General features: G+C 59.3%; 14 protein-coding genes and 2 pseudogenes. 6 read left to right on the forward strand and 10 right to left on the reverse strand.

Annotated elements, in window-relative coordinates:
* Nucleotides 1-17: 17 nt before the first annotated feature.
* The 3 genes from visN to NYR50_RS00835 all read left to right on the forward strand — a co-directional run bounded on the left by visN (nt 18) and on the right by NYR50_RS00835 (nt 3500).
* The gene (gene visN / locus NYR50_RS00825) at nt 18-749 is read left to right on the forward strand and encodes a transcriptional regulator VisN (RefSeq protein WP_006312928.1); all 732 of its coding nucleotides are present in this window, start codon (nt 18-20) and stop codon (nt 747-749) included.
* A gap of 53 nt (nt 750-802) precedes the next feature.
* On the forward strand, nt 803-1504 hold the full coding sequence (visR, locus tag NYR50_RS00830) for a transcriptional regulator VisR (RefSeq protein WP_046033492.1): 702 nt from the start codon (nt 803-805) through the stop codon (nt 1502-1504).
* A 148-nt stretch (nt 1505-1652) separates the two neighbouring features.
* Nucleotides 1653-3500: a methyl-accepting chemotaxis protein gene (locus tag NYR50_RS00835; protein ID WP_418136475.1), complete on the forward strand. Its 1848-nt coding sequence runs from the start codon at nt 1653-1655 to the stop codon at nt 3498-3500.
* 54 nt (nt 3501-3554) lie between these two features.
* On the opposite strand, the pseudogene NYR50_RS00840 reads toward NYR50_RS00835, so the two are convergent.
* Nucleotides 3555-3938: pseudogene (locus NYR50_RS00840) on the reverse strand (response regulator); the annotation flags it as partial.
* Nucleotides 3939-4012: 74 nt separating this feature from the next.
* Nucleotides 4013-7064 (reverse strand): annotated as a pseudogene (locus NYR50_RS00845) (PAS-domain containing protein); the annotation flags it as partial.
* 593 nt (nt 7065-7657) lie between these two features.
* Here NYR50_RS00845 and mscL point away from each other — a divergent pair.
* The 3 genes from mscL to galE all read left to right on the forward strand — a co-directional run bounded on the left by mscL (nt 7658) and on the right by galE (nt 10765).
* Nucleotides 7658-8086 carry a large conductance mechanosensitive channel protein MscL gene (gene mscL / locus NYR50_RS00850; protein WP_418136476.1) on the forward strand — a complete coding sequence of 143 codons (429 nt, stop codon included), beginning with the start codon at nt 7658-7660 and terminating at the stop codon, nt 8084-8086.
* Between the two features lie 149 nt (nt 8087-8235).
* Complete coding sequence (locus NYR50_RS00855) at nt 8236-9402, forward strand: pyridoxal phosphate-dependent aminotransferase (RefSeq protein ID WP_418136477.1); 1167 nt, start codon at nt 8236-8238, stop codon at nt 9400-9402.
* Between the two features lie 331 nt (nt 9403-9733).
* A complete protein-coding gene (galE, locus tag NYR50_RS00860) occupies nt 9734-10765 on the forward strand; it encodes a UDP-glucose 4-epimerase GalE (protein ID WP_418136478.1) in 1032 nt (343 codons plus the stop codon).
* Between the two features lie 12 nt (nt 10766-10777).
* On the opposite strand, the gene NYR50_RS00865 is transcribed toward galE, so the two are convergent.
* From NYR50_RS00865 to NYR50_RS00900, 8 genes are all read right to left on the reverse strand, one after another.
* Complete coding sequence (locus NYR50_RS00865; RefSeq protein ID WP_418136479.1) at nt 10778-11614, reverse strand: DUF6030 family protein; 837 nt, start codon at nt 11612-11614, stop codon at nt 10778-10780.
* Nucleotides 11615-11764: 150 nt separating this feature from the next.
* Nucleotides 11765-11992, reverse strand: a complete 228-nt coding sequence (yacG, locus tag NYR50_RS00870; RefSeq protein WP_230058463.1) for a DNA gyrase inhibitor YacG — start codon at nt 11990-11992, stop codon at nt 11765-11767.
* Nucleotides 11993-11996: 4 nt separating this feature from the next.
* Nucleotides 11997-12620: a Maf-like protein gene (locus NYR50_RS00875; protein WP_418136480.1), complete on the reverse strand. Its 624-nt coding sequence runs from the start codon at nt 12618-12620 to the stop codon at nt 11997-11999.
* A gap of 33 nt (nt 12621-12653) precedes the next feature.
* A complete protein-coding gene (gene infA, locus NYR50_RS00880; RefSeq protein WP_004432473.1) occupies nt 12654-12872 on the reverse strand; it encodes a translation initiation factor IF-1 in 219 nt (72 codons plus the stop codon).
* Between the two features lie 144 nt (nt 12873-13016).
* Entirely contained in the window at nt 13017-13505 is a 489-nt protein-coding gene (locus NYR50_RS00885) for a low molecular weight phosphatase family protein (protein WP_418136481.1), read from the reverse strand.
* Between the two features lie 2 nt (nt 13506-13507).
* A complete protein-coding gene (locus NYR50_RS00890) occupies nt 13508-13981 on the reverse strand; it encodes a UPF0262 family protein (RefSeq protein ID WP_149744032.1) in 474 nt (157 codons plus the stop codon).
* Nucleotides 13982-13984: 3 nt separating this feature from the next.
* Nucleotides 13985-15283: a histidinol dehydrogenase gene (gene hisD / locus NYR50_RS00895; protein ID WP_418136482.1), complete on the reverse strand. Its 1299-nt coding sequence runs from the start codon at nt 15281-15283 to the stop codon at nt 13985-13987.
* Nucleotides 15284-15416: 133 nt separating this feature from the next.
* Nucleotides 15417-15857: a DUF2948 family protein gene (locus NYR50_RS00900; RefSeq protein WP_418137318.1), complete on the reverse strand. Its 441-nt coding sequence runs from the start codon at nt 15855-15857 to the stop codon at nt 15417-15419.
* Between the last annotated feature and the right edge of the window lie 23 nt (nt 15858-15880).

Here is a 15880-nt window from a genome sequence, read left to right on the forward strand (position 1 = left end):
CAAGAGGGCGTAGGCGATTGAAAGTCGATGTTGATATCCGTAGGCTGTCTGCCAAGCCTCTGGAGGGCATGGGTAAGCCCTTGCCGCGCGATCAGCTTGCTAAAAACGTCGCAGCCACGGCTGCTGCCGGTAACGTTGCAGGCGCACTGGATCTGCTCGTAACCTACGCTGGCGCCTCGCATTATCTGCTGGCGCGAGATGATCTTCTCGAAGAAACCGGGCTGAAATTCATCGTCACATCCGACTGGCCTTTCGATCTGGTCCGCAGGCTCGGCATTGAACTCACCAACAGCCAGAACCGGTCGAGCGAAATGGAGAAGTGCCTTTCGCTTCTGCAGCCGCGATTGCTTCTCCTTCCAGACGATGTTTCCGTGCCCTATGGCATAGACAGGCAATATTCGGCACTCTCCTTCTGCGTGGGCCGCATCCGCCTTTCGCTTCTGCTGCTGTTTCCGGAAGAAGCGGTTCCGTCACCGGAGCGTCTGCGGGAAATCGCCCTGCTGACGGGGTATTGCGTCAGCTTCGGCATCGCCAGCGAAGCAAAGACCGTGCGCGATATCGATCTCACCGAGCGCGAGCTCGAGTGCCTGTTCTGGATCGCGGAAGGCAAGACAAGCGATGAAATTGCGATGATCCTTGGCATTTCACGCAATACGATCAATAATTACATCACAAGCGTGATGCGTAAAACCGCGACAAAAACCCGCTCGGAGGCAATTGCCTACGCCGTGCGCAACAACCTCGTATAATGGTCGGACGGATGGTACAGACGAAAGACAATGAGGGTACAGGTCGAATGGGCATGTTTTACCGCAGCCCTGTCGTGACGAGCCGGTCGGATCTGTTTCCGAAGCTTGTCGCCATGCAGAAGCTGGTCGGCGCGCGCAACTTCGTGGTCACGAAGGCTGCGGCTTCCGGCTTCCCCAACAAGAAGAAGATGACCTGCGAGCTGGAAAACTGGGGCATGAATGCCGCAGAACAGAGCGCGCAGTTCATCCGCGCTGTCGGCGACATTCTGCTCGACCATATCGAGACGTCGCTTTTGCCGGTCATCTGGCGCAACAAGAATGCTGGCGGTTTTGCTGATCTTCCCGATGTACCGGCGCTTCTGCGCCGTATCGAGAACGATACATTGCCCTATGCGGGGCTGGCTCTGCCGGTGCGGCTCGGCACCATCGGCAACGGCTACATCGTGTTCTGCGGCACCAATCTCATTCTCGACAATGAGGTCGTGATCGAGCAGCATATCAAGTGCTGCGAAATCATGGTGGACATGCTGGCGCTCGACGAGCGCAAGGTCGCCCCCTCGGAAGCCCTGAGCGAGAGGGAAATTGCCTGCCTGCAACTGGCGGGGGATGGTCGTATCAGCGAAGAGATTGCGGTCAAGCTCGGCCTTTCCGTGCACACCGTCAATGCCTATCTCGGTTCGGCAACGATCAAGCTCGATTCCGTCAACCGTATCCAGGCGATCGCCAAAGCCATCAGGCTCGGTTACATCCATTGATGGTGGACGGGGTTCTCCCGTCCCCTTAAGCCGGTCAAACGCCCGGCTGGGCTTTTGCACTCCGCTAAAAGGCGCCATCGGCACTTCGCGTTTTTTTAACAGTTGCCAATTAGAACTTTTTATAAGTTTGGCTTTGGGGAACTGTTTCATGCACAACCGGCTCTTTAAGTCCGTTGCTGGCAAGGTCGTCGCGCTGACGATCGGCCTGATCACGCTCAGCGTGGCGGCAGTTGGTTTTTCGACCTACATTCGCTTGAAGGACAACATCATCACCACCGCGCTGCGTGATACGCACGGCGCGATGCGGGGCATGGCCATCCTTTACGAGATGAAGGTTGGCGGCGTTGCCCTCGAAATGGTGGATGGCGAGCTGAAAAGTGTGGGCCGCGCCAGCATCGGCACGATGCGCGACAACGATCTCGTAGACCGCACGGCTGCGGGCAACGGCGGTATCGCGACGGTTTTCGAAGCCAAGGCCGGCGAATTCATTCGACTGACCACCAATCTGAAGAATGAAAAGGGTGAGAGAGCGGCAGGCACCAAGCTTGCCACCGATCATCCGGCTTTCGAAAAAGTCTCCAAGGGCGAGGCCTATTTCGGCACTGCCACGCTGTTCGGCACCAGCTACATGACCGGTTATATGCCGGTCACGAACAAGACCGGCGCAACCGTCGGCATCCTGTTCGTGGGCGTGCCCATGGATTTCTACAATGCGCAGATATACAGCCTGCGTGATATGATGCTGGTTTGCGGCGCGCTTGCCATGCTTGGCGTTGGATTACTCGCCTATTTCGTCATCAAGCGCACGCTTCAACCGCTTAGCAAGCTGACAGATGCCGTGAAATCGCTTTCAGACGGCAATCTCGAAACGCCGATCCCCTACGCCACCAACACCAATGAATTCGGCAATATCGCCCGCGCTCTGGTGATTTTCCGCGAGAATGCGATTGAGAAGCTGGCGATCGAGGGCAAAAGTGCGCAGGAACGCTCCGCGGCCGAGTCCGAGCGTCACCGCAACGATGCCGAGAAGCAGGAACTGGACGGCCAGATCGAGTTTGCAGTGGGCGAGATCGCCTCCGGCCTCGGCAGGCTTTCGCGTGGCGATCTCAGCCGCACGATCGAGACGCCCTTCGCAGGCCGCCTCGACCGGCTGCGCACGGATTTCAACGAATCCCTGCTCAACCTTCGCGATGCGCTGGGGCAGATCCGCGAGCGCACGCTCATCATTCAGAATAGCGGCTTCGAAATCGAACAGTCGTCGGTCGATCTGTCAAAGCGCACGGAAAATCAGGCCGCCTCGCTGGAGGAGACCGCCGCTGCCGTGGAGGAAATCACCGCTACCGTGAGATCGTCGGCCGAGCGGGCGCGGGAAGCCAATGAGGCCGTGCGCGTCACCAAGCAGAGCGCCGACAGTTCCGGTTCGGTTGTCAGCAACGCCGTCGACGCCATGAGCCGTATCGAAGGCGCCTCGCGCAAGATCGAGCAGATCATCGAGGTAATCGACGATATCGCCTTCCAGACCAATCTTCTGGCGCTTAATGCCGGCATCGAGGCGGCGCGCGCGGGTGAAGCAGGCAAGGGATTTGCCGTCGTGGCGCAGGAAGTGCGCGAGCTTGCCCAGCGCTCCGCCGATGCGGCCCGTGAAATCAAGCAGCTCATCAACCAGTCGACCCACGAGGTCAGCTCCGGTTCGAAGCTGGTGCAGGAGGCGGGCACCGTTCTCTCCGCCATCAGCCGGCAGATCGTGACCGTCAGCCAGCATGTCGAAACCATCGCGACGGCGACGCAGGACCAGTCCTCCGCGCTTCACAACGTCAACGGCTCCGTCAACCAGATGGACCAGATGACACAGCAAAATGCAGCGCTTGCCGAACAGTCGAGCGCGGCCAGCCGGGTACTTTCCGGCGAGGTGGAAGCGCTGCTCGATCTGGTACAGCGGTTCCAGATGGAGCAGGGGTCTGCTGCCGGCTCGGCACGATTGAACCAGGCGGCCTGATATCTCCATTTTTGAAAGTCAATGCAGCTCCCGGATCGCAAGGTCCGGGAGTTTTTATTCGGCCGCTGCCCGCGCCGTGCCGGATATCTGGTTAATATAGGCACGCAGCGCCGCCGGCTTGACCGGTTTGTGCTGCACGGAAATCCCGTATTTTTCGGCATCGCTGCGCACTTCCGGGCTGCGATCCGCCGTTACCAGCAGGGCAGGGATTGTCTTGCCGTAAAATGTCCTGATGAGGCGGATGGCGCTGATGCCATCGCCATCATCAAGATGATAGTCGGCGATGATGACATCCGGGGCCGCGGCCAGAGTGAGGAAGGGTTCTTCCAGCGCCGCCACGGAACCTGCGGGCAAGACATCGCAACCCCATCCCGTCAAAAGCAGCGTCATGCCCTCGAGGATTTTCGGCTCGTTGTCGATGCACAGCACCCGAATGCCATGAAGACGGTCGCTTGCTGCGGGACTGGTTGTCCCGCCCTCCGTCTTGGCAGGAGCAAGACGGTCCGCTTCACGCGGCAGATGGATGCGGAAGGTCGTGCCTTTGCCGGGGGTGGAAATAAGCTGCACCGGATGGTGCAGCATGCGTGATAGCCGGTCGACTATGGAAAGGCCGAGCCCGAGGCCAGACGCCGTTTTTGCCCCTTCGTCCAGCCGGGCGAATTCCTTGAAGACCGTGCGGAATTTGGAGGCGGGTATGCCGATGCCCGAATCCGTCACCTGAATGACGACTTCGCCGCCCCGACGGCGCGCGCCGACGACCACCTTGCCCTCAAGCGTATATTTGATGGCATTGGAGACGAGGTTCTGTATCAGCCGCCGCAGCAGATTGGGGTCGGAGCGCACCGTGAGCGACGTTGGCATGACGACGAGATCGAGGTTCTTCTCCTGCGCCATCGGCGCGAAATCGGTCTCGATGCGTTTCAATAGCTCGTTGAGTGGCACGGATGTCATGCGCGCCTTCATCGAGCCCGTATCGAGGCGGGAAATATCGAGAACCGCACCGAGAATGGTTTCCACCGATTCCAGCGCCGAATCGATATTGTGAACGAGATCGCTTTCGCCAGAAGCGCCAAGCCGCTCGACCAGCGAGGACGAATAGAGGCGGGCGGCATTCAGCGGCTGGAGAATATCGTGACCTGCGGCAGCGAAAAACCGCGTCTTGCCGATATTGGCCTCATCGGCCGACGCTCTCGCCTCCGCCAGCGCGCGGTTGACGCGGGTCAGCTCGACGGTGCGTTCCTCCACGCGCTGCTCCAGCGTTTCATTCGCCTGTTTCAGCGCCTGGTCGCTCGCCACACGCTGGGTGATATCGGTGAAGGTGGCGACGATGCCCTTGTCCGGCATGGTGTTGGAGCGGACCTCGATGATGCGCTCGCCGCCCGCCAGCACCAGCGAGAAGGGCAGGTCCATGGTCAGGAAGCTGGTGATCAGCTCATCCGTATCGCCGGGCGGCATGTCGCCACGCTCCTGCAGCATGGTCACGATTTCGGTCAGCGGCACGCCCACCTGGCCGAATTGTTCCGGCAGGTCCAGCAGGGTGCGGAACCGCCGGTTCCAGATGGTCAGTTGCTGCGAACTGTCGAAAACGGCAATGCCCTGATCCATCTGCGCCAGCGCCGTCTGCAGCATGTCCTGATTATACTGCAGCGCCTCGCTCGCCTGATCGAGCAGCCAGGCCGTATCCGCGCTGGTATCTTCTGCCTTCTGGAGAATGATCGACAGCACGAGGCGGGCGGAGGAGGAGCCGATGGCGCTGCCCAGCAATTGTTCGGAGAAATGGATCAGCGCCATATCCGCCGGCTGGTCGTCATTGAGTTTCCTGCCCGCCGTTTTCTCATAGGTCGCAAGCGAGCGCAGCATGCGCTCTTCTCCAAGATAACGGGCAATCGCGCTTTTGAGGTCGCCGACACTGACACGGGTTTTCCAGCCGCGCGTGGCGAATTGCGATTTCGAATGGCGCTTGACGAAGATACCGGACTGGATGCGCTCCACCGGCCGCGGATTGCGCGAGAGCGAACCCAGCACAAAGGCGAGGCTGTTGACGAGCAGGCTGAGGATGACCGCATTCACGAAAGGATCGGCCTCGGGACCGTTAAACACGGTGCTGCCGGAAAACAGGAAGCCGAGAATATTGGCCGCGACTTCGGAATTGTCCGGCCCGCCGAAGCTCGGCAGGAACAGCAGATAGGCCCAGACGAAGAAGCCCGAACTGAGACCCGCGATTGCGCCACGGGCATTGGCACGGCGCCAGAACAGCCCGCCGAACAGGGCAGGGGCCATCTGGGCGATGGCTGCGAAAGCCAGAAGGCCGATGGAGGCAAGGCCCGTGGCGCTGTCGGCTGCGCGATAATAACCGTAGCCCAGCAGCATTACCGCAAAGATCGCCGTCCTGCGGATGTTGAGCAGCGTCTTGGCGAAGTCGTCCCGGTGCGGCGAGCGGTTGAGTAGCTTCTGCCGCAGGAAGATCGGCATGACGATATCGTTGGAAATCATGATCGACAGCGCCACCGAAGCGACGATCACCATTGCAGTCGCCGCCGAAAAGCCGCCGATGAAGGTGATCAGCGAGACAACAGGCATCTGATGATTGAGCGGCAGTTGCAGCACATAGAGATCGGCATCGCCATTGGCGCCCAGCGTCAGGATACCCGCGAGCGCGATCGGCAGCACGAAGATGTTGATGGCAATGAGATAGAGCGGCAGCAGGAACCCCGCCATGCGCAGCTCTTCCGGCGTGCGGTTTTCCACCACGGTAACGTGGAACTGGCGCGGCAGCAGGATGATGGCAAAGCCGGAGAGCAGCGTCATCACGATCCAGCGGCTGATGGGCGTGTGATAGGAGATGGCCCGCATGGCCTGCTCATTATCAGTCGCCAGCTGCCACAGATGTGCGGGGCCATCGAAAAGCACGAAGAGCACGTAAAAGCCGACCGTGCACATGGCGACCAGCTTCACCAGCGATTCCATCGAAATCGCCAGAATGAGCCCGTCCTGATGTTCGGTGGCGTCCGTGTGGCGGGTGCCGAACATGACGGCGAAGCCGGCCATGACGAGGGTGACGACAAGCGGCAGATCGAGGAAATAAAGATTGCCGCTGCCGATACCGTAGTCGCCGGGATCGACCATCGTCGCCACGGAGCTGGACACCGCTTTGAGCTGCAGCGCGATATAGGGGATGGCGCCGACCAGCGCGATGATTGCGACGATCATCGCCACGGTGGAGTTCTTGCCGTAACGGGCGGCGATGAAATCCGCAACCGAGGTCAGCTTTTCCGTCTTGGCGAGATCGACGATGCGGCGGATGATCGGCATGCCAAGGGTAAAGGCAAGGATAGGGCCGGTATAGATGCCGAGGAATTCGAGACCTTTATCGGCTGCAAGCCCCACACCGCCGAAATAGGTCCAGGACGTGCAATATATCGCCAGGCTGAGCGCATAAACGAACGGACGCCCCTTTTTCGGCGCGTTTCTTTCACGGCTTTTGCTGTCCCCGTAGCTCGCGACCGCAAACAGCAAGAGGATATAAGCGAAGGCCGAGCCGAATATGATCCACCCAGGAAGCACGCATCCTCCCCATGCAGGAATTCCCTTGAATGAGCATAGGCGAATTCCGCACCGTTGAGAATGAGTGCGGTCTGATCATAAAGTTGAAGATGGCAGCATTTTCGTCAAAAGCAGGTAGCGGTTTTACGCCTGGAGAATGTGGAGAAAGGGAGTGTCGGAGCACGTCCGCGGATTCCGCTTTCAACGGAGGTGCTCTAGGTGTGGGCTTTAAGGAAGTCGTCCATATGCAACGGGTCGAGGGTGCGTGGAGTTTACCCCCCTCTGCCCTGCCGGGCATCTCCCCCTCAAGGGGGGAGATCGAACTGCAGTAAGGTCTCGCCCATCTCAACGTCGGCGAATGAAGTGGTGGAAGCGCCGCTTGCCGATCTCCCCCCTTGAGGGGGAGATGCCCGGCAGGGCAGAGGGGGGTAAGCTCCACGCACCCTCGATCCGTTGCCTATGAACAGCCTCCTGAAAGCTAACATCCAGCGTGCAAAAAAGCTAATAAATGCAATCTTGACGAATTCCAAATGTGTAAGGGAATCTGTATGGTTGAAGGCGTAGGGACAGTCACATAGCTTCAGCTCGCGAAGCAGGAGAGAGGGACAATCTGAATGCTTAACGAATTTAAAACCTTCATTGCCCGCGGCAATGTCATGGATCTGGCCGTGGGTGTTATTATCGGTGCGGCTTTCAGCAAGATCGTCGATTCCGTCGTCAACGATCTCATCATGCCGATCGTCGGCGCGATCTTCGGCGGGTTCGACTTCTCGAACTACTTCCTGCCGCTGAGTTCCAACGTCAACGCCACCTCGCTCGCTGCCGCCCGCGAACAGGGCGCCGTCTTCGCCTATGGTAACTTCCTGACGGTTCTCATCAACTTCCTCATCCTGGCCTGGATCATTTTCCTGATGGTCAAGGGTGTCAACAAGCTCCGCGATTCGGTTGACCGCAAGAAGATTGAAGAGAAGCCGGACGCAGCTCCGCCGCCGGAAGACGTCAGGCTGCTTACTGAAATTCGCGATCTGCTGAAGACGCGCTGATCCAGATATATCTGGTTTAACCGCCGGCCCGTGCGGCCGGTGGTTTTCTGTGAGCGACGACCCATAAAGAAAATCCATGATCGCCTCACGGAATATCATGCACATGGCTGGTTCGATGCGATAAGAAGGCACCAAACGGAGTGTCTTTAATGTCCATTTTGAACAGTCTGAGTGCGCGCTCTCTGGCCGCGTCCGAGAGCGGTATTGTCGAAGTCGTGAATTATGCCCGGGGGCGGGACAATCTCCTGCCGCTCTGGGTTGGCGAAGGCGATCTGCCAAGCCCCGACTTCATCAATCAGGCCGCCATCGATGGGCTGAACAATGGCGAAACCTTCTATACCTGGCAGCGTGGCATTCCGGAGCTGCGACAGGCGCTGAGCCACTATTACGAGCGGCATTTCGCGGCGTCGCTGCCGCCGGAGCATTTTTACGCAACCGGTTCCGGCATGCAGGCAATCGTGCTTGCCGTGCAGGCGCTGACCTCGCCGGGTGACGAGATGGTGTATCTCTCCCCCACCTGGCCCAATATCGTCGCCGCCATCGGCGTTGCCGGCGCAAAGGCTGTTCCGGTCGGCATCGATTTCCGCGATGGCCGCTGGGATCTGGATATAGGTAAGCTGGAAAGCGCGATTACCGGCAAGACGAAGGCGCTCTTCATCAACACGCCCTCCAACCCCACCGGATGGACGGCGACACGCGACAATCTCCGTGACGTTCTGGCTCTTGCCCGCAAACACAATCTGTGGATCGTCGCGGATGAGATTTACGCGCTTTATCACTATGCCGGCAGCCGCGCGCCATCCTTCCTCGACGTGATGGAGCCGGAAGACAAGATCGTCTTCGCCAACTCCTTCTCTAAAAACTGGTCGATGACCGGCTGGCGCGTCGGCTGGCTTGTTGCACCGCCGGCGATCGGTCAGGTGATCGAAAACCTCATTCAATATTCAACGTCAGGCGTGGCGCAGTTCATGCAGCGCGGTGCCGTCGCCGCCCTTGATCACGGTGATGGTTTCATCCGCGAGAACTACGAACGCGCTTTGACCTCCCGCGACATTCTCTGTGACGCGCTGATCGCCACCAACCGTGTGGAAACCCTGAAACCGGATGGCGCCCTTTATGCCTTCCTCAAGATCGACGGCGTCACGGACAGCCGCGCCACCGCGCTCGATATCGTCGACAAGACCGGCGTTGGCCTTGCGCCCGGCACGGCCTTCGGTCCGGGCGGAGAACTGTTTCTACGCGCCTGCTTCCTGCGCAACCCCAGGCAGATAGAAGATGCGGCCGATCGGCTGGCATCTTACATTCTCGGCAGGTAAGCTTCGATCTTCCCTGCAATGGGTTTCCCCTGCCGGGCAGGGTATCGCGGTGCGGTAGGGAAATCGGCAACAAAATCACAGTCGAGATCTGAAATTGCAACCCCACGGCGTAACCATCGACGTGGGGAATTTTCTGTGATATGCGCTTCTTGTTCCATATATGAGAACATTTTCATCTAATCACTAAAAAGAAACTCATTGCGCTAACCAATCGTAAGCCACCTTTTTAAATGGGGTGGGGGCTCGGTTGTGTATTCGCTGTGCAAGTAATCAATGATGAAGAATTATTGGCTTTGATAGGCTCAAGAAAAGCAAACAGGGAAGTAATGTCATGGCTGTTCTGGTCACGGGTGGGGCCGGTTATATAGGAAGCCACATGGTGTGGGCTTTGCTCGATGCCGGGGAAGAGGTCGTTGTCGTCGACCGGCTTTCCACGGGGTCGCGCTGGGCAGTCGCGCCAGCGGCGCGTTTTTATCTGGGCGATGCGGCCGACCGCGCCTTGCTCGATCAGGTTTTTGAAGAAAACCACATCGAGACCATCTTCCACTTCGCCGGGTCCGTCAGCGTTCCCGAGTCGATCAGCCAGCCCTTGGAATATTACGAAAACAATACCGGCACGACCCGCGCGCTTGTTGCCGCGGCGGTTCGCAACGGCATCCGCAATTTCATCTTCTCCTCGACAGCCGCCGTCTATGGAAACCAGCCCTTTGATGGTCCCGTTCCTGAAACGGCGATCCTGAGCCCGGAAAACCCCTACGGCCTGTCGAAACTCGCGTCCGAGATCATGCTGCGCGATGTCGTGCAGGCGCATGATTTCAATTATGTGGCGCTGCGTTACTTCAACGTTGCCGGAGCTGACCCGCAGGGCCGCGCCGGGCCTTCGCCGACCGGCGTTGCAAACCTTATCAAGGTCGCATGCGAAGCCGCGACCGGCCGCCGCGACCGGGTGGAGGTTTACGGGACGGACTACCCGACCGCCGACGGAACCGGCGTCCGTGACTATATTCACGTCAGCGATCTGATCGATGCGCATATGCTGGCCATGGCGCATCTGCGCGCCGGCGGCGGTACACGAACCCTGAACTGCGGTTATGGTGTCGGTTATTCGGTTCTGGACGTCCTGCAGGCCGTACAGCGGGAATCCGCATATGAATTCCCGATCATCCATTGTCCGCGCCGTCCGGGCGACATTGCGGCCATGGTGGCGGATTCGTCGCGTATCCAGTCGGAATTTGGCTGGCGCCCTCGCTTCAACGATCTGGCTACCATTGTTCGCACCGCGCTTCAGTGGGAAGCCAAGCGTCAGGCCCAGCAAAGCGGCAGAATACCGCCGATGCGGCGCAAGCTGGCAGCGATAGGCTGAGCCGCCTTTACGTCACGGGGCGTGGCTTTTCGTGATGGAAGGATGGGGTATCGGTGGATCCGAAGGAACGACCGGGCGAAGCCAGCGGTCCCCGTCAAAAAACGCGCGTGTCAGCTTCACCCCAGGCGGTTCCTCGCTCGCCAGCAAAATCACGTTCAGACGGTGCGGTGCGGTCGGTTCCGGTTTGATGGAAACTGAAATACCGAAGTGCTGCGCCTGATAGGCCTGCATCCTGCGGGCTGGTTCAAGCATGCCGGCGAGGTCGGCCCAGTGGGTTTGTCCGATGATCAAAGCGAGCATTTCCTCAAGCTTCGCCAAAATAGCGGCGCCATCAGGTGTCTCTGGCGCAGCAGCCTTCATCCTGATGGAGCGAATGTCGCCGGAAGCCTCGCCCCTGATTTCAAGGAAAAGCGATGCCCGCTGCGCCGGGTCTTCCGCCTTTCCTGCCGCAAGGTCGGCCATGCACTCGAAATTGCGGATGTTGACCGGGCTGACGTGCCAGCCCTGCGGGTTGGAAAAACCGGCGGCGGTGAAGCGGTCGCAAAGGTCTTTGCCGGAAAGAACGAAGTCCCGGGCGAAGGATGGCCTATCACCCGACTGTTCGAATTTCAGCAGGTGCGGTGGCAGGTAAACCGTTCTGGCGGCAAGCTTTTGCCGCTTGACGGGCTTCATCTTCGGCTGCGGTTCGGCAAAGCGTGTGGCGGGCGCCAGATTGAGATAGGTCAGCAGGCTCTTGAGATGCTTCTTGTCATTGGCAAGCAGCACCGTCGCCCCTATGGCAAAACAGACGGCCAGCACCGCAAACAGCAGCGCGCCAGAACTCACTCTCTTCTGCGAGCCTGCGTCCATCGCAAGACCTTAAGGGGGCTGGGAGAAAGACCTCAGCCGATTCTGATATGGCTTTTCGGGCTGTGGGCAGCCCGGTGAATATAAGGTGTGAGCGGAGGCTCTGAAAAATCTTTTGCAATTCACCGCCGGGATTTCCGGCAGTGCAGGTCTTTATTCGGAGTTGTTTTTGCCGCCGTCCTGTCCACCGGCGCTGCTTTCGTCGTCCGCAACGGGAATGGCGTAGGAGCCGTTCAGCCAGCGAGCGAGATCGAGCGAGCGGCAGCGATCCGAACAAAAGGGATAGTTTTCCCGCGTCGACGGCCGGCGACATTCCGGGCACGGCTGGGTTTTGCGAAGTGGGGTGACCTTTCCGGCGCCTTCTGTGGAGGATTTTGCCATGGGACTATCCTTCGAGCCAGCCCGACGTCACCTCGAACCCTTCACCGGATAGAAGCGACATCGTCTCATAAAGCGGCAATCCCACGACATTGGTGTAGGAACCGGTCAGTTTCTGCACGAATGCGCCGGCAATACCCTGAATGCCATAGGCTCCTGCCTTGCCGCGCCATTGGCCGGACGCGATGTAAGCGTCGATCTCGCGCGTGGAGAGGCGCTTGAAACGCACCTTGGTCTCCGCCACTTTCTGACGGATTTTTCCGTCAGGCGTCACGAGGCAGATGCCGGTATAGACCCAATGGCTACGCCCCGAGAGAAGGTGCAGCGCCGCCGAGGCTTCTTCCGTGTATTCCGCCTTGCCGACAATGCGGCGACCAACGGCGACCACCGTATCGGAGCCTAGAACATAGGCGTCTTTCCATGCCTGCTCGCCCTTCAGCGCCGCCTGCGCGGCTTCAGCCTTCTGCTGCGACAGACGACGGCAGAGCGTGCGCGGATGCTCGAGCTTTGCGGGTGTCTCGTCAATATCCATCGGCATCAGGCGTGCCGGTTCGATACCGATCTGATGCAGCAACTCCAGACGCCGCGGCGAACCGGATGCCAGAACGAGCTTTTGTTTTGAATTGGTCATTGCGCGGCCCGGGCGTCCGATGCGAAAGGTGGATTACTTGAAGCGGTAGGTGATGCGGCCCTTGGTCAGGTCGTAAGGCGTCATTTCGACCAGCACCTTGTCGCCCGCCAGAACGCGGATACGGTTCTTGCGCATACGGCCCGCCGTGTGGGCGATGATCTCGTGTTCGTTCTCAAGCTTCACGCGGAACGTTGCGTTCGGTAGCAATTCGGTTACGATGCCCGGGAATTCAAGGACTTCTTCTTTTGTCATGTAAGGGTTTTCTTCCTGTTGATAGTGCCGGACGTATCGTGTCCGGGAAAATTGCGCGGAAACTACACAATCCCGGCACATTTGTGAACCTCTAAAGCATCGGCTTGAAAATCAGTAACGATTTTCGCGAGGCGGGGGCTATTTTCAGTCTTTTGAAAGCGTATCCGCCACCGGCTGCTGCCGCTTTGGCAGGCGTTCGGCAATCAGTTTTGCAAGATGATCCCGCACCTCGCGATAGGCGTCGAGTATCTGCTCCCGCGTACCTGTAACGACCGTCGGATCCATCGTTGGCCAATAGACCACATCGAGAGAATTCGAGCGCGTCAGCTCCAGTGCGGCGTGATGGGCTTCGGGTGTCAATGTAATGATCAGATCGAAAAAATCATCCTCAATCTCATCGAGGGTGCGCGGTTTGTGTTTGCCGAGCGAAAAACCCTGCTCTTCCAGCACCGCATCCACAAAGGGATCGCGTTCCCCCGCCCGCACGCCGGCCGACTGTATGTAGATGCCTGGCGCCACCAGCCGTTTGGCAATGACCTCCGCCATGGGGGAGCGGATGGAATTCATGCCGCACATGAAGAGGACCGATTTGGGTGCTCGTCCCTCGTTTGGCGCCGCGGCAGGATCGTTCATCTCTAACCCCGCCAATAAAGCACACAGACAAGGGTGAAGAGACGGCGCGCCGTATCGAAATCGACTTTTATCTTGCCGGACAGCCGATCCATCAGGGTCTGCGAACCGTCATTGTGGATACCCCGCCGGCCCATGTCGATCGCCTCGATCTGGCTTGGCGTCGAGGAGCGGATCGCTTCGTAATAGCTTTCGCAGATCAGGAAATAATCCTTGATGATGCGGCGGAACGGCGTCAGCGAGAGGATGTGGGTGGAGACATCCTTGTCGTCCTCGGTCTTGATCGCGAAGACCAGCTTGGCATCGACGAGCGATATATGCAGCCGGTACGGCCCGCCCTCATGCCCGGCAGGCTCGAAGGTGTTTTCTTCGATCAGGTCGAAAATGGCAACGGCGCGTTCATGCTCCACATCAGGCGTGGACCGGCCGATGCTGTCGTCCAGTACCACGTCGCAGAGCCGGAAATCGCCTGAAGCCATCACTTAACTTTCCGGGTTGAGGCGAATGGAGACCGAGCGCGCATGCGCGTCCAGCCCCTCCGAGTGGGCAAGGGTGATCGCCGCCGGCGCAAGCTGGCGCAGCTGCTCTGGCCCGAGCCGCAGGATCGAGGTGCGCTTGACGAAATCCAGCACCGAAAGGCCGGAGGAGAAACGTGCCGAGCGCGCCGTCGGCAGGACGTGGTTGGAACCGCCGACATAATCGCCGATCACCTCAGGGGTATGACGCCCGACGAAGATTGCTCCCGCATTGCGGATGTGGGCCATCAGCGCATCCGGGTCGTCGACGGCAAGCTCCAGATGCTCGGCCGCGATGCGGTTGGCGAGCGGAATGGCATCATCGAGCTTTTCGACCAGAATGATCGCGCCGAAATCGGCCCAGCTGGCCGCCGCCGTCTCGGAACGCGACAGGCGCTTCAGCTGCCGCTCGACGGCGGCTTCCACCGCCTTGCCGAGGTCGGCATTGTCGGTGATGAGAATGGATTGGGCGCCGCGATCATGCTCCGCCTGCGCCAGAAGATCGGCGGCCAGCCAGTCGGGATCATTGTCCCTGTCGGCAATAACAAGCACTTCGGAAGGTCCAGCGATCATGTCGATACCGACAGTGCCGAATACCTGCCGCTTGGCGGCCGCCACATAGGCATTGCCGGGGCCGACGATCTTGGCGACCGGCGCGATGGTCTCCGTGCCATACGCAAGTGCGGCCACGGCCTGTGCGCCACCGATACGGTAGATTTCCTCGACGCCTGCAATACGAGCGGCGGCGAGCACCGCCGGATTGACTGCTCCGCCATTGGCCGGCACGACCATGACGATACGCTCCACGCCGGCGACCTTTGCCGGTACGGCATTCATCAGCACCGAACTCGGATAGCTCGCCGTGCCGCCGGGCACATAAAGTCCCACCGCCTCGATGGCGGTCCAGCGCGAGCCGAGGCCGACGCCGATATCATCCTCGTAGATGTCATCCTTCGGCATCTGCCGCGCATGGTGTTTTTCGATACGCCGGGCTGCGAGTTCAAGCGCCTCGATGACGTTCCTGTCGACCGCCGAGAACGCGGCGTCGATTTCATCCGCCGTCACCCGCATCGAAACCCTGGTAAAATCAATGCCGTCAAATTTCTGGGAATAATGGGCAAGGGCCGCATCGCCGCGATGACGGACATCGTTGATGATGTCGCGAACCGTCGCGTTGACGTCTTCGGAAACTTCTCTCTTGGTTGTCAGGAAGGCAGCGAATTTCTGTTCGAAATCAGCCGATGCCCGCTCCAGCCAGATTGCCACGCCATTACCCTTTCATTGTCCCCGCGGGTGATCCCGCGAGGTGCACGAACTTGCCGCGCAATAATCACGGCTCTGGTATGTGGCATAAATCGAAACGGCAAGGAAAGGCAACCGTTGCGAGGGCTCGCAGCGTTTATTCGCTGTCGGGATGATGCGGTTTGGTGGCGGTTTCCCAGGCGCCGCTCACATCGGTCAGCTGCGCTTCGATGCATTCGACGTCAAGCGCGATGGTACCACCGCCCGAAAGCGCCAGTTCAACGACACCATCCGGCCCTTCACCAACAGGGGTAAAGCGTATCGCCAGAAGCGAAAGCACCTGCTCCCTGTCGGCCAAGTTGATGGACTGCGAACGGACGGCAGACACACGCTTCAGGAAAATCACGCTGCGGCAGCGCTCGGGCGGCAAATTCTTTTTGCTGGCGCTTTCCCAAACGAAACGGTTGGCGGAAAGGGTAAACTGCCCCTGCCTCGGTTCGAAGGCAACATCCTTGAGCTTGAAGACGCTGTCCTGCATGTGTGTCGAGATGATCGAGAGATCTTCGGTATCCAGCGCCAGCAATTTCAGGCCGCTCATCATTTCTTCCTTTTCCGCGGACA

The sequence above is a fragment of the Agrobacterium sp. El2ro-1b genome (assembly GCF_048298475.1).
GTDB lineage: Bacteria > Pseudomonadota > Alphaproteobacteria > Rhizobiales > Rhizobiaceae > Agrobacterium > Agrobacterium fabrum.

Coding starts and splice junctions, on each gene's coding strand:
- NYR50_RS00875 (WP_418136480.1), bottom strand. CDS start 12,620: ATGACCAATTCAAAACAAAAGCTCGTTCTGGCATCCGGTTCGCCGCGG.
- visR (WP_046033492.1), top strand. CDS start 803: ATGTTTTACCGCAGCCCTGTCGTGACGAGCCGGTCGGATCTGTTTCCG.
- NYR50_RS00900 (WP_418137318.1), bottom strand. CDS start 15,857: ATGAGCGGCCTGAAATTGCTGGCGCTGGATACCGAAGATCTCTCGATC.
- galE (WP_418136478.1), top strand. CDS start 9,734: ATGGCTGTTCTGGTCACGGGTGGGGCCGGTTATATAGGAAGCCACATG.
- infA (WP_004432473.1), bottom strand. CDS start 12,872: ATGACAAAAGAAGAAGTCCTTGAATTCCCGGGCATCGTAACCGAATTG.
- NYR50_RS00855 (WP_418136477.1), top strand. CDS start 8,236: ATGTCCATTTTGAACAGTCTGAGTGCGCGCTCTCTGGCCGCGTCCGAG.
- NYR50_RS00865 (WP_418136479.1), bottom strand. CDS start 11,614: ATGGACGCAGGCTCGCAGAAGAGAGTGAGTTCTGGCGCGCTGCTGTTT.
- NYR50_RS00885 (WP_418136481.1), bottom strand. CDS start 13,505: ATGAACGATCCTGCCGCGGCGCCAAACGAGGGACGAGCACCCAAATCG.
- NYR50_RS00890 (WP_149744032.1), bottom strand. CDS start 13,981: ATGGCTTCAGGCGATTTCCGGCTCTGCGACGTGGTACTGGACGACAGC.
- NYR50_RS00835 (WP_418136475.1), top strand. CDS start 1,653: ATGCACAACCGGCTCTTTAAGTCCGTTGCTGGCAAGGTCGTCGCGCTG.
- yacG (WP_230058463.1), bottom strand. CDS start 11,992: ATGGCAAAATCCTCCACAGAAGGCGCCGGAAAGGTCACCCCACTTCGC.
- mscL (WP_418136476.1), top strand. CDS start 7,658: ATGCTTAACGAATTTAAAACCTTCATTGCCCGCGGCAATGTCATGGAT.